Below are 24,226 nucleotides of genomic sequence, written 5' to 3'. Positions count from 1 at the left end.
CCCCACGTCGCTTCCGAATCACACTGATTTGAATCCAGTTTTCGCAGGCTGTCGAGAGTCAACGAATCGTTAACGCGAAATTATTCTTATCCAACGCGCAGTTTGTGCATCGGGTGTCCGCAAACTCCAGGGCGCGACGAGTCCGAAACGAGAACGTGTGACTCGCCACACATTCTCGTCACGCCCGCGGCGGTTCGGCGTGACTGATGACGCGCTTCACGCTCGGGAACGCGCGCCGCAATGCGCGCTCGATCGCGTCCACACGCTCGTGCACCTTGATCACGCTCATCGATGGCGCCGCGCGGCAGTGGAAATTGACGATCTCGCCGGCGTCGGTGTTGCGGACCCGCACATTATGGATGTCGTGGATCTCGCCTTCGCCGGCGAATTCGGCCAGCGCAGCGGCGATGGTCTGCACCCTCTCAGGCGTGGCATCGACGCCGAACGGCAGTTCCGGTTCCAATGGCTCGATGTGAACGTCGACCTCGACGTCCTCGCCGAATTCCTCCTGGATATTGCGCTCCAGCATGTTGGCGATGTCGTGGGCGGCCTCGAGCTGCATGTCGGCGTCGACTTCGAGGTCGATGCTGACGATCAGCTTGGCGCCGAGATCGTGCACCGTGACGTGATGGATGGCGAGCCCGGAATTGCGCGCGATCACCATGATGCGGTCGCGCACGGTCTCGTTGTCGCGCGCAACAGGCACCGCGGCGAAAGTGAGGTCGGCATCGCCGAAGGCCTTGGTGACCGCGGCCTGCGCGTTGCGCTTGATATCCTCGACGCGGTCGATCGGATAGGTCCGCGGCACCTTCGCGATGGTGTCGATGAACGTGGTCGCACCGACCATGCGCACGCGCAGCCGGTCGACGTCGATCACGCCCGGTACGCCGCAGATCGCGGCGGTGGCCTTCTTCTGGGCGCCCTCCGGCGCGCGATCGACCAGCGTCTGCACGGTCGAGCCGGCCATGCGCAGGCCGAGAGCCGCGATCATCACGGCGACGGCGGCAGCCGCGGCCGCGTCGCCCCACCAGAAGCCGAGCCCGGCGAGGACCAGGCCCACGATCACGGCGAACGAGCCCAGGACGTCGGAGGCGAAATGCAGCGCATCCGCCGCCAGCGCCTGGCTCCTGGTCTCCCGCGCGGCGCGGTGCAGGGCGCGGGCGCGCCAGAGATTGACGGCAATGTCGGTCACCAGCACGACGAACGGCACGGCCGAGATGGTCGGTGGCGGGGTTCCCTCGCGCAGCCGGCTATAGGCCTCGACCAGGATGCCGCCGGCGAGCACGTAGAGCAGGGCAGTGACGCCGAGCGCGGAGATGCTTTCCAGCTTACCGTGGCCGTAATGATGCTCCTCGTCCGCGGGCTTGTCGGACACCCGCACCACCGCCCAGGTGATGATGGTTGCGACCAGGTCGATCGAGGAATGCAGGGCCTCGGAGATCAGCGCCAGCGAGCCGATCGCGATCCCGACCACGAATTTGGCCGCCGCCATGCCGCCGCTGGCGAAGATCGAGATCGCGGCGACCGAGGTCTTGTCGTGCTGGGAGGTCATGGCGGGGATTTAGCAGCCCAGCGCGGGACATCAAGTGATGATCCACAGGAGCAGTCGCTAGTGAGTTGCAGAAGCGGATGCTTCCTCGGCGTCGAGATTCCGGGTTCGATGGTTCGCATCGTCCCGGAATGACGGCTAGGGCAGTCTCGTAGGGTGGGCAAAGGAGCCTAGCGCCGTGCCCACCAGCAAGTGTCTCCTAATCACCCACTTATGGTGGGCACGCCGCGCTTTGCCCACCCTACGAGACCGCGTCCTTGGCGCGCGCCCGAAGCGCTACGGCACCATCACCACGATCTTCCCCAGATGCTTGTTCGCCTCCATGTGCGCGAACGCTTGATCGATGTCGCCGAACGAAAACACCTTGTCGATCGGGAGTTGCAGCTTGCGCGATTCCACCGCGCCCCAGATGTCCCTGCGGACCTCGTCAAAAATCTGGCGGACCTCCTCGATGGTGCGGCTGCGGAAGGTGACGCCGACATAATCGATGCGGCGCGCCGCGTGCAGGTCGAAATTGAAGTCGGCATGGGTGCCGCCGAGCCGGCCGACATTGACGATGCGGCCCTTGATCTTCGTCGCGGCGAGGTTCTGGCTCGCGACCTTGCCGGAGACCTGATCGACGATGAGGTCGACGCCTTCGCCGTTCGTTGCCTGCAGCACCTCGTCGACCCATTTGGGATCGGAGCTGTCGACGGCGAGATCGGCGCCATACTCCTTCAGCCGCCCGCGACGGGTGGCGTCGGTCGACGAGCCGATCACGAGCCTCGCGCCCTTGAGCTTTGCAATTTGCATTGCCATCAGGCCGACACCGGAGCTGGCGCCCTGGATCAGTACGGCTTGCCCGGGTTGCACGCCGCCGACGGTGACAACGGCATTGTGCATGGTCGCGAGCGCGACGGGGAGGGTGGCCGCCTCCTCGAAATTCATGTTCGAGGGTGCGTGGAACAGCCGGCCGTGATCGGCCAGCGTGTATTCGGCAAATGCCGCGCTGCCCGAGCCCATGATGCGGTCGCCGACTTTGACTCCTTTGGCATCCGGCCCGAGCTCGGCGACCTCGCCGGCCCATTCCATCCCGAGCACGGTGCCGACGCCGCCGGCCGCGCCATGGGCGTGGCCCTTGCGCATGCCGGTGTCGGCGCGGTTCAGGCCGCAAGCGCGCACGCGGACGAGGACCTGCGTGCCTTTCGGTTTTGGTTGAGCGACGTCGGAAATCCGAGCGCCTTCAGGACCGTAGACGTAGGCTTTCATGCGTTACCTCGAATTCAATTGAGCTTGTAGATGAAGGCCGATGCCGCTCTTCGCCTCTCCCCGCAAGCGGTAGGGGAATCGCATATGGCGCTAGAGGGGTATTGCAAAGGGGTTGGAACTGGATTCTTAGGGTGTCTCTCGCTTCTCGAGGGAGCCCTGAATGCGCAAGCTCAAGCGCCTGTTTCGACCGCTCAAGGATCCGCGCGCCAGCAACACCCGACACGATCTGGTGGATGTCCTTGTCATTGCATTGGCAGCCACGCTGGCTGGCGCCAAGACCTGCACCGAGTTCGAGTTCTTTGGCCAAGGCCGCGAGGAGCTGTTGCGGCGATTTCTGGAGCTCAGGCACGGCATTCCGAGCCACGATACGTTCAGCAACGTCTTCCGTGCGTTGGACCCGAAGGGTCTGGAAGCGGTTTTGCGCAAGTTCAGCAAGAGCTTCGGCATCAAGGGGGTGGTCAGCATCGACGGCAAGGCTCTGCGCGGAGCCTTCACGCGTGGCCGGCAGGCCACGCCACTGCATATGGTCAATGTCTGGGCGGCCGGCACTCGCATGGCGTTGGCTCAGCGGAAGGCTCCCAATCGCAACGAGGTTGCCGGGGCTCTCGAAGTCCTGGCGCTGCTCGATCTGGACGGGGCTCTTGTCACCGCCGACGCCTTGCATTGCCGGCCCGACACCGCACAGGCCATCCGCGACCGGAAGGGGCACTACGTGTTGGCCATCAAGAGCAACCGTGGCCGGCTCTTCAAGGCCGTCAAGACGCTGATCGACACAGCCCGAAAGCCCGCACGGGCGAGTCAACGGAAGGCCGCCGCGCACGGCCGCGTCGAGCGCCGGCAGGCCATCGTCGCGCCGGCGCCACAGTTGGCGAAGCAATATGACTTCCCCGCTATCGCCGCCGTCGCTCGCATCGACAGTTGGCGCGCCAACTCTGGCAAGACCGCCAAGCATACGGTCCGATACTTCCTGGCCTCGCGCCTGCTGTCGGCCAAAAAGCTGCTCGAGGTCGTGCGTACCCACTGGAGCATCGAGAACAACCTGCACTGGGTCCTCGACGTTCTGTTCGATGAGGATGCCTGCCGCAGCCGCAAGGATCACGCTGCGGAAAATCTCGCCCTCATCCGCAAGCTGGCCATCAATACGCTGCAGGCAACCCCCGGTCCTGCGCGCATCAGCCATAAAATGCTCCAAGCCAGATGGAATAATGACTTCCTTCTCTCCACCCTCGGCCATATGCGATAGCCCTACCGCAAGCGGGGAGAGGGGAAAGAAGCATCACTCCGCAGCTTCGCGTTGCGGCTGAACGATCATCCCTTCCAGCCGGCCGCGGATGATCGCCTCCGCCTCGCGGACGATGCGGGAGACGAGCTCGGCGCAGCTCGGGATGTCCTGGATCAGGCCCTGGACCTGGCCGGCCGACCAGATGCCTTCGTCGGGATTGCCTGTCGCATAGACCATCTTGCCGCGGGCGCCGGCAACGAGCTCGCGGATGTCCTCGAACTTGGCACCCTCTTTCTCCATGGCGACCACCTTGGTCGAGATCGCGTTCTTGGCGACGCGCGAGGTGTTGCGCATGGTGCGGAAGATCAGCTCGGTCTCGCGCTCGTCATTGGCGACGATCTTCTCCTTGATGAGCTGGTGGATCGGGCTTTCCTTGGTGGCCATAAAGCGGGTGCCCATGTTGATGCCGTCGGCACCCAGCGCCAGCGCCGCGACGAGGCCGCGAGCATCGGCAAAGCCGCCCGAGGCGATCATCGGGATCTTGATCTTGTTGGCGGCGGCGGGGATCAGGATCAGGCCCGGCGTGTCGTCCTCGCCGGGATGTCCGGCGCATTCGAACCCGTCGATCGAGATGGCGTCGACGCCCATGCGCTCGGCCGAAAGCGCGTGGCGCACGCTGGTGCATTTGTGCACGACCTTGACACCGTGCTTTTTGAACTCGTCGACATGCTCCTGCGGCTTGTTGCCGGCGGTCTCGACCACCTTGATGCCGCTCTCGATGATGGCGGCGCGGTATTCGGCATAAGGCGGCGGCTTGATCGCGGGCAGGATGGTGAGGTTGACGCCGAACGGCCTGTCGGTGAGGTCGCGACAGCGCGCGATCTCCTTGGTGAGGTCCTCCGGCGTCGGCTGGGTCAGCGCCGTGATGAAGCCGAGCGCCCCGGCATTGGCGACCGCGGCGACCAGCTCGGCCCGTCCGACCCATTGCATGCCGCCCTGGATGATCGGGTGCTGGACGCCGACGAGCTTGGTGAACCGTGTCTGCAACATGATCTGTTTCCCCCGCCCGTTTGGCGATCTGTTATCGGTTGATGCCGGTAGGATGCCGCCCGGGTCGGGAAATGTCTATTGCACCTGCGTGGGGCGATCATGCGGAGATGTGGGTGATTCCGCGGGGCGGATAATTGCGTGGGGCCCGCCTGTGACGGCGCCAGTCGGTCTCGTGTCCCGGACGCGCTGCAACGTTCCTCACGTTGCGGCGCTGAGCCGGGACCTATGCACCCGCGGATGCTCCTATGAGATGGGCACCGGCTCTGCAGCGCACCGTCGAAGAGACGCTGCGCTGCGTCCGGGGCACGGACAAGCAATCCGCCATGATGGAAGGTCGGGGCGAAGCTGCCGGACTTCGGCTACTCCGCCGACAGCCGCACCATCTGGCGGCCGCCATTCATTTCCTTGAGGCGGTTGACGAAGTTTTCCGGACGCTGCCAGCGATTGGGGACTTGCAATCCCATGAACTCGGCGATGTCACCGATGAAGCCGGTGCAGTTGGTGGTCTCAGCGTTCCACACTGGCGAGTTCGCCTGCAATTTCTTGATGTAGGCGAACACGCGCTTGGCGTCGGCCTCGTTCAGGTAGACCCGGTAGCTGGCGGTCAGATATTCCGGATCGAGATCGCCGTAGCTCGCGCCGGTCTCGGACGGCACAAAGGTGATGTGACCGAGCACGTAAGCGAGCGTGTCGCCGGCCGGCGTCAGGCCCGCGACCTCGACCGCCTTCTCGCTGGTCTTGCCGTACCAGACGAAGGCATGGCCCCAGCTGGCCGCGGTACGGGCGCGGAAGTCGACATAGTAGGGGCCTTTCTCCGTGCGCGCGACGGAGCGCCGCGTTGATTGCGGCGCCGGTCGCGAGGCGGTGTCGGCCGTAGCAAGCGCGTTCGCATCGGCAACGCGCTTGTTTGCCTCGTGGGCCGAGGCCGAGGGCGTCATGCACGAGAGCATAGCGGCAAGAGCGACCCCCGCGAGGATGCAGGATCCCGATCGATTAGCTTTGTTCGTCACGCGATTCCCCCTCGACTATCGGCCTCTGCGCGGATTCTGCGGGTGTTCCGCTTCGCGTCAGTAGCGCGCCGCGACCGGGCCGGGCGCCTTGCCGATCGGAGCCTTTCCAACCGGGCTCTTGCCAATCGGCATCTTGCCGATCGGAGCCTGCTCAGCCGGATAGGCCGGCACGGGCTGGCGGCGCGGTAGATCCGCAGCGTTCGCGGCCGTCACCAGAGCAAGCGTTGCACCCAGAGCAATTACAATCTTCTTCACAGTGATACCCCTAGAAGGTTTGGTCCAAACACGGCAGTGCCGTGCCCCCAGACACGCTTCACAGATGGACGGCCGAATGCGTCCAAGTTGCGGCACGCGCGGGACATGTTGGCGGCATATGTCTGGCGCGCGGAGATGTGATGTGTCGGGACGTTTCGGAGTGCGCGGGTCCCAGTGACCCGCAGCCGTTCACGGGATGGGTCCGTTTCGCGCGACCCATCCCACGAATTTTTGGGTGTTGTCACCCTTCAGGAGAACAGCAGCCGATCCTTGATCTTGTGCCCGACAGTGAAGTCGTCTTCAAACCACGGCTTTTCGCCCGGGCCCGGCGGCCGCGCCAGATGCAGCTTCACGCCCCTCTCGTTGGCCTTCTTGACAGCGACCCGAAACGAGTAGTGGTCGAAGATGCTCAGCGCCTCGACCATGTAGGACACCGCGATGCGCCGGTCCCTGACGATCAGGAGATTTTCACCGTTCTGGCGATCGGCGGGTTCGGAAAAATTGTAGGATCCCAGATAGACCCGCGCCGTCGGCTTGTCGAAGTCGATCACGGTGAACTTGTGGTGCATGCGCGTGCCAGTGCCACCGGTCGGCTCCGACTTGAAGGGCTCGGGCACGTTCTCGCCAAGCTCCTCGGCGAACACCGGCGCGACGTTGCCGTTAGGGTCCTGCACGTCGATGCCGCCGACTTCCTTGTCGGAGATGCCGTAGACGAAGACGTTGCTGTCCTCGGTGAGGCCGTCGATGGCCTCGCGCACCTCGCCTCCTGTCTGGAACAGGAAGGCGAGCGAATAGAGCAGCGATGACGTTGTGCTCTTCAAGTCTGTCGCGATCTCGTCGAGCTTGGCGTTCGCGGCGCTGTGCGGTGAGAACGCTACCTTGACGTCGATGCCGGGAAGGCCGAGGTCCTGCCAGTCAGCGGAGGGCGTTGCGCCGAAGCCTGCGGCGCTGTTGCTTTTCGCGACGTAGCTGTTGAAAGACGCGAACGCGAGATCAACCGCCTTCTGGCCGGTCACCACCAAGGCATTGTTGGCCTGCACGTAGAAGCCGCGCCAGGATAGGTTGGTCGAGCCGAACACCACTTTCTTCACAGTCGGGCCGTTCACTGCGATCGTCTTGTTGTGCTGGAGGTTACTCATATGTTGGCGCCACACGTTGTCGCGCCCGGCCGAGGCGACCAAGCGGCTCTCCGCCTTGGTTTCCGCGGAATTGTCCTCGCCATGCTTGTCGCTGTCGTCGATGATGATCTTGAGTAGCGGGCCGAGCTGGACGAGGCGATCGAGGAGCTCCGGCAGATTGAAATCGTAGGCAACGACGCGGACCTCGGCATGGTCGGCGATCGCCTGATCGAGGGTCTCCAGGATCGCGGCGCGCGCCTCAAACCCCATCCAGGCCAGCGCGGCCTGCGTATCGGGATGCGTCGGCTTGAAATCGAGCCCGCCTGCGGCGCGCGGTGCCACGAGGGTGTTGATAGGGCCGTTCTTCAGATAACGGTCCACAAAGGCCTGCGAGGAGACGAAGCCGCGCGTAAAAGTAACATTGGCGATGCCGGGATAGGTCTCACGCGCAAGCTGGATCGGCGCCTGCTGCGGCTCGCCCTTGCTGAGCTTGCCTTGCGCATCCATAAACATCGGCGTGACGCGATAGATGAAGTCGCCGGCGAGTTCGGCGTTGCGTGGGAAATGCACCCAGCGGAATTTCTGGATCGGCGATTGCAGGGTCGGAAGCTTCTGCGGATTGACGTTGCCTGAGGCGTCGAGAAAGTTGAGCCGGTTGTTCAACGCGAAGAATTGGCTGCCACCGGGCTCCTGGTACTCGATCGCGAAGCCGACGAAATTATCCGGCGGCCGGCCGACCTTCCAATTCATCGCAACCAGCGTCATGCCGTCGCCGCGATGTAATTTCAGCGAGAACGGCGCATCGGCGTTGGTCCCGACGACTTGGAAGCCCGACGCGTCCGGGGACGGATTTGACGTGACGGGCGGCGTCACCGGCCGCGTGGGAACGGCCGGCGACGTCGTCGCTGGCGGCTTCGTCGATGTGCCGGTGTTCGTTGCAGTCTTGCTGGTCTTTTTCTTGGGGGCGCCTGTCTTGCTCTTCTTTGCCTTCGCCGCCTTTTTGCTGGCCTTGGATTTGGCCGACTTGGATTTGGCAGCTTTGGACTTGGCTGATCTAGATTTGGCCGATTTGGACTTGGAAGATTTGGACTCGGCCGCTGCCTTTTTCCGGGCCTTCTTGGACTTTGATTTCGACGTCTTTGCCTTGGATTTGGTCTTGGCAGACTTGGTTGCCTTCCGGGCGGCCATGGGCGCGTCCTCTGTATAAGAATGAGGGCCGGCATGGGCGTGTTGGTGCCGGTGATGGAATGACGTTCGAGTCGATAAAAAAGCTGGAATTCAAATATTCACGCCAAGATTGTATCACGACCCGAGCGACGCGAAAATACCTCGCGATCTTCATTTGTTGTTGCGAAGCACGCGCGGATCGGACAGCGCGTCACCGATCCGGTTGAGGCTGTCCCTGATCGTCGCGAAGATGCCGCCGATGTCCTTGCGAAGTGCATCGAGCGCGTTGAAATTCTCAAAGACGCGGGCGAGGCGGTCGTCGACTTCGCGCTTGCTCTTGGTCAGCATGTCGACGCGAGGCCAGCGTCACGCCGGCGCTCGTGGCGAGCCGGTCACGGCTGAGGCTGAGCTCGCCGAGGGCGTTGATGCTGGCCTCCGCCGACCGCAGCGGCGCCAGTGTCGGCGCGCTTGTTGCGGCGGCGGCGAGAAAGACTAGAGCCGAAACTCGTTGGTGAGCTCGCCGATGCCGTCGATCGCCACCGTCACCGTGTTGACCGGCTCTTTCATCACGCCGACGCCGACGGAGGTGCCGACCGCGATGAGGTCGCCGGGCAGCAGGGTCATGTCGTGGGAGATCCTGCTGACCAAGTCCTGCGCGGTGAAGATCATGTCGGAGATCGGATAGTTCTGCCGCTCCGCGCCGTTGAGGATGGTGCGCACCGTGAGTTTTGCGGGATCGAGGCCGGTCGCGATGACGGGGCCGAACGGGCCGTAATCGTCGATGCCTTTGGCGCGGGCCCATTGTGGAAAGGTGGGGTCGCGGGTCAGGATGTCATTGGCGGTGATGTCGTTGACGCAGGTGTAGCCGAAGATGAAGCTGTCGGCTTCGCCAAGTGAGACACGCGCGCATGTCTTGCCGATCACGATGCCGAGCTCGCCTTCATAGGTCGTCTTGCCGTCGTAATAAGAGGGACGGCGGATCACCGCACCGGGTGCGGCGATGCTGGTGGTGGCCTTGAGCAGATAGAGCGGCTCCGGCGGCTCGGGCTGGTTCAGCTTGGCCGCGAGCGCGTGAAAATTATTCCAGAGCGCGACGATCTTGCTGGGCACGCATGGCGCGAGCAGCTCGACCTCCGAGAGCGCCAGCGTCTTGCCGGTCGCGGCGTTGCGACCGAACATCTCGCCCTCATGCACGCTGATGCCTGTCGGGGTCAGCGTGCCGAAACCGGTCGCGCCGGCATGGCGGAAGCGCAGCCACTTCTTCATCTCGCCCGCCATCACGCCACCGCCAGTGCGCGGGGATCCGATGGCGTCGAGACGCCGTCATAGAGACCGGCGATGCGGGCGCGTTGGGTCACCATTGCCAGCACCGAGTCGAGCGCGGGCGTGGGGATGCCGGTGAGGCGGCCCATCTCCTGCACGACGGTGACGAGCGGGTCGATCTCCATCGGGCGGCCGCGCTCGAGATCCTGCAGCATCGAGGTCTTGTGGGCGCCGACCTTGCGGGCGCCCTCGATGCGGCGCTCGACGTCGACGCGGAATTTGACGTCGAAGGTCTCGGCGATCGCTTGCGTCTCCACCATGATTGCACGCGACAGCGCGCGCGTGGCCGGATCGGTGCAGATCACGTCGAGCGTGGCGTGGGTCAGGGCGCTGATCGGGTTGAAGCAGACATTGCCCCACAGCTTCAGCCAGATCTCGTCGCGGATGCGGTCGAGCACGGGAGCTTTCAGGCCGGCGGCGACGAAGAGGTCTGCGAGGCGCTGCACGTCGGAGGTGATCTCGCCGGAGGGCTCGCCGAGCGGAAAGTTGTTGCCGTAGACGTGACGGATCACGCCGGGTGCCTCGATCTCGGTGGCGGGATAGACGATGCAGCCGATGGCGCGCTCGGCCCCTAACTCGCGCCACTGCCGTCCGCCGGGATCGATGCTCTCCAGCGTCGAATTCTCGTATTGGCCGCCGTGCTTGTAGAAGTACCAATAAGGAATGCCGTTGACGGCGGTGACGATGCGGGTGTGAGGCCCGAGCAGCGGCTGCATCTTCTCGATCACGCCGGTGATCGAATGCGCCTTCAGCGTGACGATGATATAGTCCTGCACCCCGAGTTCGGCAGGATCGTCGGTGCAGCGTGGATGCACGGTGTGCGTCTCCTCGCCGGCGAGCAGCGTGAGGCCGCGCTCGCGCATGGCGGCGAGATGCGCGCCGCGTGCAACGAGGCTGACGTCGGCGCCCGCGCGGGCGAGCTGAACCCCGAGATATCCGCCGATCGCGCCGGCGCCGTAGATGCAGATCTTCATGAAATCCTCGCGAGGGAGCAGAAGCCGGATTTTGGGACGAAAGATCCGGTCCGGCTCGGATGGATCCGAGCCGGGGCCGGCAGTCGCAGGGGAAGTGAGACGCTTTAGGCTGCTTGCGGCGTCGAGTTGGCGGCCTCGTCGACCGCGGCGGCGATGTCGCGCATGCTGATGACCGAGACGAGGCTGTAATCGTCGATGACAGGCAGGTGGCGGATGTGATGACGGTTCATCAGGTGGCGGACGTGCTCGATCGTATCCGAGGAGGTGCAGGAGACGAGCTGCTGCACCGAGACGAGCTGGGAGACTTTGACGTTGATGGCACCCGCGCCGTGCTCGGCGACGGCGCGCACCACGTCGCGCTCGGTGAACATGCCGACCGCGGTGTTGCCCTCGGAGCGGACCACGTCCTTGACCACCAGCGCGCTGATGTTGTTGGCACGCATCAGCTTGGCGGCGATCCCCACTGTTTCGTTCATTCGCACCGTGACAACGCGCGGCGTCTTCTTGCGCAGAATGTCTCCGACCAGCATTGCAACCTCCCTGGGTGAATGTTGGGAGAAGTGTGGTATACATAATGCCAATCGTCAAGCACTGGATTTGGCTGATCCGAAAAATCTTGCGGCAGGAATGCTGACATTTGTCGCGGGCCAAAAAAGAAAGGGGCGCATCGCTGCGCCCCTTTCTTTTTTTGCGAAGGCGTGCGGTGGCTTATGCCGTTTCGGTCTTGGCTGTGCCGGTCGCGGTGTCCGTGCTCTCGGCTTCCTTGCCGAGAATGAAGGAGCGGCGCAGCGGCTTGATCACAAACAGCGCCATCAGCGCCGCCGTCGCATTCAGCGCCACCGCCACCACGAACACGGCCTTCCAGCCATAGGCGGTCGAGATCACGCTCGCGAGCGGGACGAGCAGGGAGGCCGTGCCCTTGGCGGTGTAGAGCATGCCGTTGTTGGTGGTTGCGAACTTCGCACCGAAGGTGTCGCCGCAGGTCGCGGGGAACAGCGAGTAGATCTCGCCGAACACGCCGAAGTAAATTGCGGTCGCCAGCACGAAGACGATGGGGATGTGACCGTAGGCCGATAGCGTCAAGAGCATCAGCGCGGCGGTGCCGAAAGCGATGAACATGGTGTGCTCGCGGCCGATCGTGTCCGAGACGAAACCGAAGAACGGGCGGCCAAAACCGTCGAAGATGCGGTCGAGCGAGATCGCGAAGGTCAACGCCGCCATCTGGAAGCCGGCGAGCGTGACCGGCGTGTTCGCGATCTTGAAGTCGTGCGCGATCGGGGCGATCTGTGCCGCGGTCATCAGGCCGCCCGAGGCGACCATGACGAAGACGAGATACATGACCCAGAAAATAGGGGTGCGCAGCACCTGCGGCGGAGTGAAGTCGATCTTGGTTTGCGGCAGATTGAGCTGCTTCTTCTTCGGCGGGATCGAGAGCCGCGGCGGCTGGATGAAGAAGGCGAGCACGAATACGACGATGCCCTGGCCGATGCCGAAGGTGAGGAACGCGTGCTGGTAGCCGCTCGAGACGATCATGCTCGCGATCGGCACGATCGTGAGCGCGGCACCCGCGCCGAAGCCGGCGGCGGTCGCGCCCGCCGCGAGGCCGCGGCGATCAGGAAACCATTTCAGCGCGTTGCCGACGCAGGTGCCGTACACCGCGCCCGCGCCCATGCCGCCGATGATCGCTGCAGCGTAGAGCAAGGTGAGACTGTCGGCGTAGGAGTTGAGCACCCAGGACAGCGCGATCATCACGCCGCCGAACATGATCACGATGCGCGGGCCGTATTTGTCGACGAACCAGGCCTCGACCGGCACTAGCCAGGTCTCGGTGACGACGAAGATGGTGAAAGCGAGCTGGATCGCGGCGCGCCCCCAATGATGGGCCGCATCGATCGGATCGACGAACAGCGTCCAGCCATATTGCAGGTTGGCGATCATCGCCATGCAGACGATGCCCATGACGAGCTGGAGCCAACGGAAACCGGTGCGAAGAGGCGCGGCTGTGACGGCGCCATCCGTGCTGGAAATCATCAAGAACCTCCCAACGCGCCTGATTGATTGCGACGCAGGACTGCAAGATGACCTAGTGTCGCAAATGTTGTGGCTTATCGTCGCAAGCGCGGAGGGGAGCTTGGTATACCATATTCCAGATTGCAAGCCCTATCTTGGCTTCCCGTTCAACAAAATGCGCGCGGTTCCGCCCAATCCCAGGGGTATCGCGGGTTCTTGGCGCCAAACGAAAACGCCCGGCCATGAGGGCCGGGCGTCATGCTTTGGTGAAGTTTAGTGGAGCGGGTCAGATGGTCGATTTCTCGACCACGATCTTGCGCCAGGGTTTGAGCACAGCGATCGCCAGCAGCGAAGCCAGGATGTTGGCACCGGCCGCGATTATGAACACGCTGTCCCAGGTCCCCGACGACTGCTGCATCAGGTTTGCGACCGGCACCAGCAGCGCGGCGGTGCCCTTCGCAGTGTAGAGCAGGCCGGCATTGGTGGTCGCGAACTTGGCGCCGAACGTGTCGGTGCAGGTCGAGGGGAATAGCGAGTAGATCTCACCCCAGGCGAAGAACACGAAGCCCGAGAGCAGCACGAACCAGACCGGATCGTGGCCCCAGAGGTAGAGCATCCAGATGCCGAACCCTTCCATGCCGAAGGCGATGAACATCGTGTTCTCGCGGCCGATCATGTCCGAGATCCAGCCGAAGAACGGACGCGTCAGGCCGTTGAGCACGCGGTCGATCGTGGCCGCGAAGGTCACCGCCGTCATCGTCACCGCCATCAGTGTGACCGGCACGTTGTCGACCTTCCAGTCGGCTGCGATCGGCTTCAGGTTCGCGGTCACCATCAACCCGCCGGCGCCGACGATCACGAACATGAAGTACATCAGCCAGAAGATCGGCTGACGCAGCACTTCGGTCGGCTGGTAGTTGCGGCGCGTCTGCAGCAGATGGGCATTCGCCACCACGTGCGGCACCTGGCCCGCTTTCGGCGCAAGCAGGAAGAAAGCGAGGATGCAGATGATGATGCCCTGTCCGAGGCCGAAATAGAGGAAGGTGGTCTGGAAGCCGCTGTCCTTGATCATGGCCTGGATCGGCGCGACGGTCAGCGCCGAGCCTGCACCGAAGCCGGCGGCCGTGATGCCCGCGGCGAGCCCGCGCTTGTCCGGAAACCACTTCAGCGCGTTGCCGACGCAGGTTCCGTAGACGCCGCCGGCGCCGATGCCGGCGATGATCATGCCGAGATAGTAGCCGTTGAGCGAGGTGGCCTGCGCGTTGATCGCCCAACCGATGGCGCAGAGCACGCCGCCGACCAGCACCACGATGCGCGGGCCGTATTTGTCGACGAACCAGCCTTCGACCGGCACCAGCCAGGTCTCGAACAGCACGAACAGGGTGAAGGCCCATTGGATCGACGCGCGATCCCAACCGAACGTCTTCTGGATGTCAGGGACGAAGAACGTCCAGCCATATTGGTAGTTGGCGATCATCACCATCGCGCCTACGCCGATGGCCAATTGCGCCCAGCGATAAGCATCGCTCACGCGTGCGACACTAGGAGCCGCAGCTGACTGCACCATGTCCGTCATTAAAAACCCTCCCGAATGCGCCGATCATTTTTATGCATGCGCTGGCCCGCATCCTGGTATTCATTATGCCAAGATTCAAGCGAAGGAGGGGAGGTGCGGCGAAATAACGCGGTCTGTTCACATGCACCGTGAGCGCGCGATTGTAAAGCTTCAATTGCTGTCGGGTGCCGGCGGCGATTGCAGCTGATCCCGTTCAAATTATTGGTTCTGTAGCGTTTTTCCTGAATTCGGCGCCGCCCCATGCCGCTGTTGAAAGCTTAGCCGCTCGGAGATTTTCCACGCGCGCGCGGTCCACGCGCGCCGACGCGCGGTCGCTCCGTGACCGCGCAATTCCTGGAATTCTTTATTCCAGAAGTCGGACCTGCGACGGTTTGGCACTGGCGGTGGCGCGAATTACGGGCTTCACGCCATCGACGTGCGCAGCCGGCTGTAGCCTTCCTGGATCGCGGACCAGAACAGGGCGATCAGACCGAGCGCCATGATCGTGCTGACAAGGCCGTTGGAGAAGAACACGCCGAGCGAGCCCTGCGATCCCAGCAGCGATTGGCGGAAGGCTTCCTCGGCCTTGTCGCCAAGCACGATGGCGAGCACCAGCGGCGCGAGCGGGTAGTTGCACTTCTTCAGGAGATAACCGAGCACGCCGAACACCAGCATCAGCATCACGTCGAAGGTGCTGTTGTGCACCGAATAGGCGCCGATCGCACAGAGCACCAGGATGAGCGGCGCGATGATGCCGAATGGCACCCGGAGGATCGCGGCGAAGATCGGCACACAGGTGAGCACGACGATGAGACCGGCGAGATTGCCGAGATACATCGACGCGATCAGACCCCAGACGAATTCCTTTTGCTCGACGAACAGCATGGGGCCCGGCTGCAGGCCCCAGATCAGCAATCCGCCGAGCAGGACGGCGGCGGTCGGGGAGCCCGGCACGCCGAGCGAGAGCATCGGCAGCAGCGCGGAGGTGCCCGCGGCATGCGCGGCCGTCTCCGGCGCGATCACGCCCTCGATCTCGCCCTTGCCGAAATTGTTCCCGCGTCGCGCCAGGCGCTTGGCGATGCCGTAGCTCATGAACGAGGCCGGCGTTGCGCCGGCGGGCGTGACGCCCATCCAGCATCCGATCAGGCAGGAGCGCAGCGAGGTCATCCAATAAGCGGGCAGTTCCCGCCAGGTCTGCAGCACCACGCGAAGGTTGATGGTGGCGTTGCCGCCGCGGAACGCCAGCCCTTCCTCCATGGTCAGCAGGATCTCGCCGATGCCGAACAGGCCAATCACGGCGATCAGGAAGTCGAACCCGTTGAGCAACTCGGTGACACCGAAGGTCAGCCGCAATTGCCCGGTGATCGAATCGAGCCCGACCGCCGCGAGCGCAAAGCCCATCATCATCGCCGCGATGGTCTTGAACGGCGGCTCCTTGCTGAGGCCGACGAAGGAGCAGAAGGCCAGGAAGTAGACTGCGAACTTTTCCGCCGGACCAAATCGCAGCGCAAAGCCCGCGACGAGGGGCGCGACCAGCGTGATCATGATCACGGCAAACAGCGCGCCCACGAAGGAGGAGGTGAAGGCGGCGGTCAGGGCTTCGCCGGGTCTGCCCTGTTGCGCCATCGGATAACCGTCGAAGGTCGTCGCCACGGACCAGGGCTCGCCGGGTATGTTGAAGAGGATCGAGGTGATGGCGCCGCCGAACAATGCGCCCCAATAGATGCAGGACAGCATGATGATCGCCGATGTCGGCGGCATGCTGAAGGTCAGGGGAAGCAGGATCGCCACGCCATTGGCGCCTCCTAGCCCCGGCAGCACGCCAATAATGACCCCGAGCGTAATGCCGATGATCATCAGCATGATGTTGTAGGGCTGCAGGGCGACCGCGAAGCCGTGAAACAAATTGGCTAATTCTTCCATCTCGATATGTCCTGCAGCAAATAACGGGATGATGACGCGGCCCCTTACAGGCCGAGCCATTCCTCGAATGGACCCTTGGGAAGCGGGACCAGGAACCAGCGCTCGAAAACGAGATAGGTCAGGACCGGCATGCCGACCGCGACTGCGATGGTCGTCAGCCATCGATAGCGGCCGAGCCAGCGCATGAACCAGGCAATGAAGATCATCGAGGCGACGTAGAGGCCGATGAACGGCATCGAGCCGACATAGATCGCGGTGGGCACGACGACGCTCATGACCTGGCGAAGCTGTCTCCATGTTGCGAACAGCCGGCCGTCGCCGTCGCGTCGCGCGCTCCAGAGGTTGATGGCGCTCGCGCCGACGATGGCGGTGCCGATGTAGAAGGGGAAGAAGCCGGCACGCGGGCCCTCCGCGCCCCAATTGATGCCGGCTTTCAGGCTGCCGAAGATCACGACAAGGCCGAAGACGCCGATCAATAACGCCACCCCGGTTTCGAGCGCCTTGTGTGCAGGGCCGGATTCGGATCCGGATTGTTCAGTCATGAGACCTCCAGGCGGAATCGCAGTATTGCGCGGTCGAAAAGACGGGAGGGCGATCAGCGTCCTCAGCCGTCATCGATGTCGCAGGGCAATCTCGGCTCAATTTCCCGCGAGGAAGCCGGCTTCCTTCATCAATCCTTCGTGGCGCTTCTCCTCGGCCTCGACCCACTTTGCGTATTCGGCTCCGGTCAGAAATGTTGTGTTGAAGGCGCCGCTCTTCATGAAATCCTGCCATTCCGGCGTGGCGCGCACCTTCTTGAACAGCTCGACGTAATATTCGACCTGGTCCTTCGTGGCCTTGGGCGACATGAAGATGCCGCGCAGCATGAGATATTCCATCGCAAGGCCCTGCGACTTGCAGGTCGGGATATCCTTCCAGGCCTTGCCGTCCGCGATCGGCTCGTTATAGGCCATCGGCTGGGCGTCGAAGACGCAGAGCGGACGGAGCTTGCCGCCGCGCCATTGCGCCACCGCCTCGATCGGATTGTTGACAGTCGAATCGACGTGATTGCCGACGAGCTGGACGGCGACTTCGCCGCCGCCCTTGTAGGGAATGTAGGTGAACTTCGTATCGATCGCCTTCTCGATGCCGACCGTGATGATCTGGTCTTCCTGCTTGGAGCCGGTCCCGCCCATCTTGAAGGAGCCGCTTGGCGACTTCTTCACGGCGTCGATGTAGTCCTTGACGGTGCTGTACGGCTTCTCGGCATTCACCCAGAGCACGAATTCATCGAGCGCCAGCATCGCGACCGGAGTCAAATCCTTCCAGTTGAACGGAATCCCGGTCGCCAGCGGCGTCGTGAACAGATTTGAGAGCGTGATGATGATCTTGTGGGGATTGCCCGACGACGTCTTCACATCCAGGAAGCCCTCGCCACCGGCGCCGCCGGCCTTGTTGATCACGACCAGCGGCTGCTTCATTAGATTGTGCTTGGTGACGATGCCCTGGATGGTGCGTGCCATTTGATCGGCGCCGCCACCGGTGCCCGCGGGCACGATGAACTCGACCGGACGGACCGGCTCCCAGGCGGCCCGGCTTGCGGTGCTGCTCGCGCACGACATCGCGATTGCCGCCAAAGCGACATTCAGGACGAATGGTTTCATCTTGTTTCTCTCCCTGTCGAACCTCGAACGCAGCCGCTCTTTGTCGGCTTGCGTCAGCCCATCTTGCGTCACATGCTTGGGGTCACCCTTGCGGTCGATTCTCCCATGGCAGTCCCGGTGGAAACTCTATGAGCAGGGACAACGCGCGACATCCGCTCCTTTCGGCTAAGGTTCCGCCAAGGTTCACAGCACACGTGCTCCCTCGGCTGTTCCCGTGCTGCGCTAGGCCCGCCAATCTTGATTGCGCAATTGTTGTCGGTTTGGCGAATGGTATGCGAGATGCCAGCGGGCAAACAATCGCATCGGCGGGTCACTTCCGCGGACCAATCGTCGCAGTTGTGGTCGCGAGCCGGGCAAGAACGCCAAAAGAAATGACCCCGACAAGCGGGGCCATTTCGAACAAACTTGCGTCTATTGGGACCTACCGGCCTGCCGTTCGGCCAGCGGGGTGCCTCCCTTACAGGCCGAAACGCGGCAGGTCGCCGTTGTGGTTCGAAATCTCGGCGCTCGCCATCAGAAGGCGATCGACCGCGGCCATGAACCGGGCGAACAGCGAGGAGGACGGGGCGAGAGCGACGGCAGCGATCTTGGACATCGGAAATCCCTTTCTTGAAACAGTCAGTCTTGCTGTCTCATTCCGAGGGCAAATTATGTATACCAGATGCCAGTGTCCACGCTGTTGTTTGCATAGCAGCATGCAATCTCTCGCATTGCAGCATAATGTAGATTTGGGGGTATTTCGGACATAAAATTGCCGGTGCGCAGCGACGGCGGATCTGTTCGTCGCTGAAGGGCGCGAAAAGCGGGCCGAATGGTCAGGTCGAGGCGGAATCTCATAGAAGGAACAACCTAAGTTCCGGTCGCAATGCGACGGTGGGCCTTGGCACCGCCAGGCAAAGCAGCTAGTGGTCCGCCCCCTTATCCATCAACCGTCAGAGTACTTCATGTCGAGCGCCTCGCCCGCCGTCTCGATCGGCATCGATTTTGGCACCAGCAACACGGTCGTCGCGCTTGCGGCGGACGACCGCCGGGTCGAAGCCATCCGCTTCGACCACGGCGGACGACGCCACAGCGTCTATGTGTCGGCCCTGTGCTTCTGGGAGGATCGGCCCGGCGCCGGCGCCCAGGCGGAAGGGGGCCCGTGGGCGATCGAGCAGTTCCTCGAAGGGCGCCACGTCTACCGCTTCCTGCAGTCGTTCAAGACGTTTGCGGCGAGCAGCAGCTTCAACACCACGCAGGTCTTCCGGCAACGCTACAAGTTCGAGGATGTTCTGGCGGCGTTCCTGCGCACGCTGGCGCGCCACGGCGGCGACAGGTTCGGCTTCGAGACCTCCAACATCACGGTCGGCCGTCCGGTGCGCTTTGCCGGCGGCAATCCCGACGAGGTGCTGGCGATGCAGCGCTACCGGGCCGCGTTCGAGCGGCTCGGTGCCGGCCACGCGCGCTATGTCTACGAGCCCGTGGGCGCGGCGTTCTCCTTCGCCCGCAGGCTGGAGCGCGATGCCACCGTGCTGGTTGCCGATTTCGGCGGCGGCACCAGCGACTTCTCGGTGATGCGGTTTTCCCGCGCGGGTGGCACGCTTCGCGCCGAGCCGCTGGGACACGCCGGTATCGGCATTGCCGGCGACACGTTCGACTATCGCATTGTCGACCACGTCGTCTCGCCGCGGCTCGGCAAGGGCTCGAGCTTCCGCTCGTTCGACAAGGTGCTGCCCGTGCCCAGCGGCCATTACACCAACCTCGCGCGCTGGCATCAGCTCGCGATGATGAAGAGCAACGGCGACCTCCGCGAGCTCCGCGAGCTCGCGCGCACCGCGCTGAAGCCGGAGCTGCTCGAGGATTTCATCACCATCGTCGATCTCGATCTCGGCTTTTCGCTCTATCGCGCGGTGTCCGACGCCAAGGTCGCGCTGTCGGCGCAGGATCAGACGGAATTCCGTTTCAAAGGCGGCGGCGTGGACATCGGCGCGACCATCACCCGCAAGAATTTCGAAGCCTGGATTGCCGACGATATCGCCCGGTTGGGTGCGACCGTCGACAAGGTGCTGACTGAAGCCGGCATCACCGCGCGCGAGGTGGAGAAGGTGTTCCTGACCGGCGGCACGTCCTTCGTGCCCGCCGTCCGGCGGTTGTTCGCCGAGCGCTTCGGCAACGAGCGGCTGATGTCCGGCGACCAATTCGAGTCGATCGCCTATGGCCTCGCACTGATCGGGCACAGTCCGGAACCGGACCGCTGGACTGCAAGCGGCGGACTCAAGTCGAAGACCAGCTCGTAACCCATTGTTCGGCATCGGCGGGGCGACCTGCTTCGGCGGCAGCCCCAGTTCAATGAGGTTCTGCAGCAAGCTGCAGACTCGATGTGAATTGTTCTCTTGGAGAGGTCCTCATTAACCGTCATGTATGGACGGCCCCCTCTCGGCAAGGGCTTTTTGGTGCTTCAGCAAATGAATCGGGGAGCGGTCATGTATACGGCCTCGAGAAGCGGCCATTGACCGCGGGCCCTGATGGAGATCGCTGATCGAATTCCAATCATTGCGGCGCGCTGTGACGCGCGATGACGATGCGGAGTGTTTCGATCCCGTTTTCCAGACCATTTGCCATCACACCTTTAGTGCCCTTCCGATAGGCGTGGAGCGCGAGCGCGGCGGCTGTTGCCCCTCAACTAGGCCGCAGCCGGCGCGCTCGCGCGGTCTCGGTAGGTTTCTCCTTTGACCAGCATGGCCCAGATGATCCGGGCGGTTTTGGCCGCGAAGGCCACCATGGCGACCTTATAAGGCCGCCGCGCCAGCAGATCACGCAGCCACGGATCGGTGACGCCGCGCGCCTTCTGTTGCCGCAGATAGGCGCTGGCACCGCTGATCAACAGCGCTCGCAGCACACGGTCTCCCTGTTTGGAGATCCTCCCGGGGCGATGCTTGCCTCCGGTGCCGTGGTCCTTGCCGGTGATCCCGATCCAGGCTGCGAAGTCGCGACCGGAGCGGAACACTTTTGCGTCGGGCACTTTGGCCAGGACCGTACTGGCGATGATCGGGCCGACGCTTGGGACCTCCATGAGCCGCTTGGCGTCGCGATCGCCACGGGCAGCCTTGGCGAGCTGCCGTTCAAGCACCCGTTCGTCGGCATCGAGTGCCTGCCAGTGCTTGGCCAGCATCAACAGGGCGCTGCGCATCATCTCCGGATCTCCTCACTCGGCTCTTCGAGCCGGGCCATCAGCCCGCGCAGCCCCTGATATCCTTGCGCTGCCACGATCCCGAGCTCACTCAGCGCTGCTCGCAAGGCGTTCGCCACCATGGTCCGCTGCCGAACCAGCAAGGCACGCGCGCTATGAACCGCCAGCGTTGCCTGTTGCGCGATGCTCTTCACCGGAACAAACCGCATCGTCGGTCGGGTCACAGCCTCGCAGACCCCTTCGGCATCGCGGCCATCGTTCTTGTTGCGCTTGACGTAGGGCTTCACATAAGCCGGCGGCATCAACCGCACCTGGTGGTCATACCGGCCGATCACGCGCGCCCAATGATGAGCGCTGCCGCAAGCCTCCATGCCCACCAGGCACGGCGGCAACTGCGCGAAAAACTTCTCGACCGAGGCTCGCTTGAGCTGGCGCCTCACCACCACAGCTCCCGACGCGTCAATCGCGTGGACTTGAAAAACGTTCTTCGCCAGATCAACCCCAATCGTGCTAATCTTCGTCATGGACGGCTCCCTTTGTCTGGTTCGACTCAACATCACCAGTCTGGCACACCGATGCCGTTCGGGGGCCGTCCACCCCATCATTGCGAGCGCAGCTAAGCAATCCAGGATCGTTCTGCGGAGGGACTCTGGATTGCTTCGCCACACTCGCAATGACGAGGTGGCTAGATCCGCGCATCTGATCGAACAGATCGACCCGCGAATGGCCGCTTTCAGCCGGATCGAACCTGATGGTGCGATCCGGCTTGCTGCTACTGGTTGATCTCCGGCTCGACCAGCCGTGCCAGATTGCGCAGCGATTCCTGCCAGCCGAGATAGCAGGCCTCGACGGGAATGACGTCGGGCAGGCCGGACTGCGTGATCTCGACCTCGGTGCCGACCGAGACCTTCTTCAAGATCACGGTCACCTCGATCACGCCCGGCAGATTGGGATCGTCGAACTTGTCGGTGTAGCGCAGGCGTTCGCCCGGCACGAGCTCGACATATTCGCCGCCGAACGAATGGCCGTTGCCCGTGGTGAAATTCCGGAACGACATCTTGAACGTGCCCCCGACCTTGGGCTCGAGATGATGCACAGTGCAGGTGAAGCCATTCGGCGGAAGCCATTTCGCCATCGCATCGGCCTCCAGGAAGGCGCGATAGATCTTCTCCGGGCTGGTGGCGAGAACGCGGTGCAGGCGGACGGTATTGGGCATGGTTGTTATCCCTTGATTGGTGGGCCCGAGTTTGGCGTCTATGGCCCATTCATGTCACGAGGACGACGGGGAAGCCGCCGATCCGACAGGCGTCTTGCTTTTTTTGTTCGAGCCTTCTTCGGCCGGGTTGCGATTGCATGATGGGGTAAGGCTTGATCGCCGCAACGACGGAGGTGCTTCGCCTCTCCCGCTTGCGGGAGAGGCTGACGCGCCCCGGGCGATGCGAAGCATCGTCCCGAGCGCGGCGGGTGAGGGCTCTCGCCACCCAGGGACAGCCTCCGCATTTCTCGACAATCCCGCCGCGGCGATACCCCCACCCGGCCCTCCCTCGCAAGCGCAGGGGCTATCGCATATGACTGATGGCGGCGGCCTGCACGCACGCCTCGTCCCTCGAGACGGCGCTTACACGCCTCCTCAGAGATGAGGCTAATCGGCATCATTGCTCGTTGAAACTGCTGCCGCGGACTCCGTCCTCATCCCGAGGAGCCCGCCAAAAGCGGGTGTCTCGAAGGATGGCCGCAGGGAAAAGCGCTCATATGCGATAGCCCTCCCTTCTTGCGGGCAGTTTGCCTCAACCCCAATGGGGCGGCAAGGTGTGCCCGCTTGACAAGCCGAAGCCACAATTCCGCTATCGTTTTCTCGTTCAACTCCTGCGGGAAATCAGGGGGGCTTCCGTTGCGCAGCACGCTTTGGGCTTTCGCCGTCACGCTGCTTTGTCTTGGCTCGCCGGCCGAGGCTGCCGGCATTCAGCTGCTCGATGCCGATCCGGCGCTGTCAGGCGCGATCTGGTATCCTTGCGCGGCGGAGCCGACGCATGTGGCGCTTGGTCGTCTTTCAGTCGGTGTCGATTTCGACCTGAAGGGCGCCAGGGATTGTCCCGTCACGGGCGCAAAGCTGCCGCTGGTGATCTTCTCGCACGGCCGGGGCGGGTGGTTCGGCCAGCACCATGACACAGTGGTGGCGCTGGCCGATGCCGGCTTCGTCGTCGCTGCCATCAATCATCCTGGTGACACATACAGCGACTCCTCGCGGCGCGATACGCTGTCGCTGTGGGGATCGCGTCCGGCTGACATAGTTCGTTTGCTCGATTTCCTGCTGAACGACTGGAAGGACAAGGCGGCGATCGATCCCGCCCGGGTCGGCTTCTTCGGCTTCTCGATCGGCGCTTCCACCGGCCTCGTGCTGATGGGGACCAAGCCGGACTTTGCGAGGGTCGCGAGCCTCTGCAAGGAGACGACCGGCGCTTGCGCTCAGCTTCACAGTGGCGAGACGCCGCCCAGTCCGACACAGGATGCGCGTATCCGTACTGCTGTGATCGTCGACCCGCCGCCGACTGTCCTGACGCGGGAGAATCTCGCTTCCGTTAAGGTGTCTTTCCAGTTCTGGCGGTCGCAGTTTGGCGGCCCTGGTGTCGGCGACGGTTCAGGCACGGCGCGCGTTGCGGAGGCATTGCCGGGCAAGCCCGATGTCCACGTCGTGCCGGCCGGCCACTATGCATTCCTGGCGCCGTGCTCGCCGGAGCTGGCGGCGGCCGTCCCGCGCATCTGCACTGACACGCCGGCGGGATTCGATCGGGCGGCCTTTCACCGCGAGTTCAACGCGGCCGTGGTGAAGTTCTTCAGTGAGCAGCTTGCCGGCGGTTTGCGGTGAGCGCTCGATAGCGCGGCATCCCGCGACACTCGCCGCCAATAGCTCCAGCTAGGCCGATCCAACTCGGCTCATCCTGCATGAGAATAGCGTCGACTGAGGCGAGGGGCAAACGGCCGCGATTGACCTTAGGGGACCTACGTGCTC

Annotated in this window: 21 protein-coding genes and 1 pseudogene; 4 read left to right on the top strand and 18 right to left on the bottom strand. The window is 63.4% G+C overall.

Annotated features, from left to right (window positions below):
• Positions 1-178 precede the first annotated feature (178 nt).
• On the bottom strand, positions 179-1,552 hold the full coding sequence (locus P6U29_RS27675; protein WP_407113318.1) for a cation-efflux pump: 1,374 nt from the start codon (positions 1,550-1,552) through the stop codon (positions 179-181).
• Positions 1,553-1,825: 273 nt separating this feature from the next.
• The gene (locus P6U29_RS27670) at positions 1,826-2,797 is read right to left on the bottom strand and encodes a zinc-binding dehydrogenase (protein ID WP_407113317.1); all 972 of its coding nucleotides are present in this window, start codon (positions 2,795-2,797) and stop codon (positions 1,826-1,828) included.
• A gap of 160 nt (positions 2,798-2,957) precedes the next feature.
• On the opposite strand from P6U29_RS27670, the gene P6U29_RS27665 reads away from it, so the two are divergent.
• Positions 2,958-4,040, top strand: a complete 1,083-nt coding sequence (locus P6U29_RS27665) for an ISAs1 family transposase (protein WP_407113315.1) — start codon at positions 2,958-2,960, stop codon at positions 4,038-4,040.
• Positions 4,041-4,073: 33 nt separating this feature from the next.
• Here P6U29_RS27665 and P6U29_RS27660 read toward each other — a convergent pair whose 3' ends face one another.
• From P6U29_RS27660 to P6U29_RS27645, 4 genes are all read right to left on the bottom strand, one after another.
• Positions 4,074-5,069 carry an NAD(P)H-dependent flavin oxidoreductase gene (locus tag P6U29_RS27660; protein ID WP_407113313.1) on the bottom strand — a complete coding sequence of 332 codons (996 nt, stop codon included), beginning with the start codon at positions 5,067-5,069 and terminating at the stop codon, positions 4,074-4,076.
• 359 nt (positions 5,070-5,428) lie between these two features.
• The gene (locus P6U29_RS27655; protein ID WP_407113311.1) at positions 5,429-6,079 is read right to left on the bottom strand and encodes a hypothetical protein; all 651 of its coding nucleotides are present in this window, start codon (positions 6,077-6,079) and stop codon (positions 5,429-5,431) included.
• A gap of 57 nt (positions 6,080-6,136) precedes the next feature.
• Positions 6,137-6,334 carry a hypothetical protein gene (locus tag P6U29_RS27650; protein WP_246926536.1) on the bottom strand — a complete coding sequence of 66 codons (198 nt, stop codon included), beginning with the start codon at positions 6,332-6,334 and terminating at the stop codon, positions 6,137-6,139.
• A gap of 248 nt (positions 6,335-6,582) precedes the next feature.
• Complete coding sequence (locus P6U29_RS27645; protein ID WP_407113309.1) at positions 6,583-8,325, bottom strand: phospholipase D-like domain-containing protein; 1,743 nt, start codon at positions 8,323-8,325, stop codon at positions 6,583-6,585.
• On the opposite strand from P6U29_RS27645, the gene P6U29_RS27640 reads away from it, so the two are divergent.
• Positions 8,309-8,659, top strand: a complete 351-nt coding sequence (locus tag P6U29_RS27640; protein ID WP_407113308.1) for a hypothetical protein — start codon at positions 8,309-8,311, stop codon at positions 8,657-8,659. The genes P6U29_RS27645 and P6U29_RS27640 overlap by 17 nt on opposite strands.
• A 131-nt stretch (positions 8,660-8,790) precedes the next feature.
• Here P6U29_RS27640 and P6U29_RS27635 read toward each other — a convergent pair whose 3' ends face one another.
• The 10 genes from P6U29_RS27635 to P6U29_RS27590 all read right to left on the bottom strand — a co-directional run bounded on the left by P6U29_RS27635 (position 8,791) and on the right by P6U29_RS27590 (position 18,642).
• Positions 8,791-8,967, bottom strand: coding sequence for a hypothetical protein (locus P6U29_RS27635; RefSeq protein WP_407113306.1), 177 nt, complete (start codon positions 8,965-8,967; stop codon positions 8,791-8,793).
• Between the two features lie 144 nt (positions 8,968-9,111).
• Entirely contained in the window at positions 9,112-9,897 is a 786-nt protein-coding gene (locus P6U29_RS27630) for a fumarylacetoacetate hydrolase family protein (protein WP_407113304.1), read from the bottom strand.
• Positions 9,897-10,916, bottom strand: coding sequence for a 2-dehydropantoate 2-reductase (locus P6U29_RS27625; protein WP_407113302.1), 1,020 nt, complete (start codon positions 10,914-10,916; stop codon positions 9,897-9,899). The genes P6U29_RS27630 and P6U29_RS27625 overlap by 1 nt, the downstream gene beginning before the upstream one ends.
• Before the next feature lie 104 nt (positions 10,917-11,020).
• A complete protein-coding gene (locus tag P6U29_RS27620) occupies positions 11,021-11,446 on the bottom strand; it encodes a CBS domain-containing protein (RefSeq protein WP_122404090.1) in 426 nt (141 codons plus the stop codon).
• A 178-nt stretch (positions 11,447-11,624) separates the two neighbouring features.
• Positions 11,625-12,947 carry an oxalate/formate MFS antiporter gene (gene oxlT, locus P6U29_RS27615; RefSeq protein ID WP_407113300.1) on the bottom strand — a complete coding sequence of 441 codons (1,323 nt, stop codon included), beginning with the start codon at positions 12,945-12,947 and terminating at the stop codon, positions 11,625-11,627.
• A gap of 265 nt (positions 12,948-13,212) precedes the next feature.
• Entirely contained in the window at positions 13,213-14,502 is a 1,290-nt protein-coding gene (gene oxlT, locus P6U29_RS27610; protein ID WP_407113298.1) for an oxalate/formate MFS antiporter, read from the bottom strand.
• A 402-nt stretch (positions 14,503-14,904) separates the two neighbouring features.
• Positions 14,905-16,404 (bottom strand): tripartite tricarboxylate transporter permease, encoded by a 1,500-nt coding sequence (locus P6U29_RS27605; RefSeq protein WP_407113297.1) that lies wholly within the window; start codon positions 16,402-16,404, stop codon positions 14,905-14,907.
• A 44-nt stretch (positions 16,405-16,448) separates the two neighbouring features.
• Positions 16,449-16,946 (bottom strand): tripartite tricarboxylate transporter TctB family protein, encoded by a 498-nt coding sequence (locus tag P6U29_RS27600; RefSeq protein ID WP_407113295.1) that lies wholly within the window; start codon positions 16,944-16,946, stop codon positions 16,449-16,451.
• A 96-nt stretch (positions 16,947-17,042) separates the two neighbouring features.
• Positions 17,043-18,047: a Bug family tripartite tricarboxylate transporter substrate binding protein gene (locus P6U29_RS27595; protein WP_407113293.1), complete on the bottom strand. Its 1,005-nt coding sequence runs from the start codon at positions 18,045-18,047 to the stop codon at positions 17,043-17,045.
• Positions 18,048-18,504: 457 nt separating this feature from the next.
• Entirely contained in the window at positions 18,505-18,642 is a 138-nt protein-coding gene (locus P6U29_RS27590) for a hypothetical protein (RefSeq protein ID WP_407113292.1), read from the bottom strand.
• A gap of 349 nt (positions 18,643-18,991) precedes the next feature.
• On the opposite strand from P6U29_RS27590, the gene P6U29_RS27585 reads away from it, so the two are divergent.
• The gene (locus P6U29_RS27585; protein ID WP_407113291.1) at positions 18,992-20,323 is read left to right on the top strand and encodes an Hsp70 family protein; all 1,332 of its coding nucleotides are present in this window, start codon (positions 18,992-18,994) and stop codon (positions 20,321-20,323) included.
• A gap of 386 nt (positions 20,324-20,709) precedes the next feature.
• On the opposite strand, the pseudogene P6U29_RS27580 reads toward P6U29_RS27585, so the two are convergent.
• Together P6U29_RS27580 and P6U29_RS27575 are read right to left on the bottom strand one after the other, a co-directional pair.
• Positions 20,710-21,740, bottom strand: a pseudogene (locus tag P6U29_RS27580) (IS110 family transposase).
• 248 nt (positions 21,741-21,988) lie between these two features.
• On the bottom strand, positions 21,989-22,432 hold the full coding sequence (locus P6U29_RS27575) for an SRPBCC family protein (RefSeq protein ID WP_407113289.1): 444 nt from the start codon (positions 22,430-22,432) through the stop codon (positions 21,989-21,991).
• A 675-nt stretch (positions 22,433-23,107) separates the two neighbouring features.
• Here P6U29_RS27575 and P6U29_RS27570 point away from each other — a divergent pair.
• On the top strand, positions 23,108-24,082 hold the full coding sequence (locus P6U29_RS27570) for an alpha/beta hydrolase family protein (RefSeq protein WP_407113287.1): 975 nt from the start codon (positions 23,108-23,110) through the stop codon (positions 24,080-24,082).
• Positions 24,083-24,226 lie beyond the last annotated feature (144 nt).

The organism is Bradyrhizobium sp. LMG 9283, from assembly GCF_045571415.1.
In the GTDB taxonomy this organism is placed as follows: Bacteria; Pseudomonadota; Alphaproteobacteria; order Rhizobiales; family Xanthobacteraceae; genus Bradyrhizobium.
Note: the sequence above shows the minus strand (reverse complement) of the source record. Positions and strands in the feature narration are given on the sequence as shown.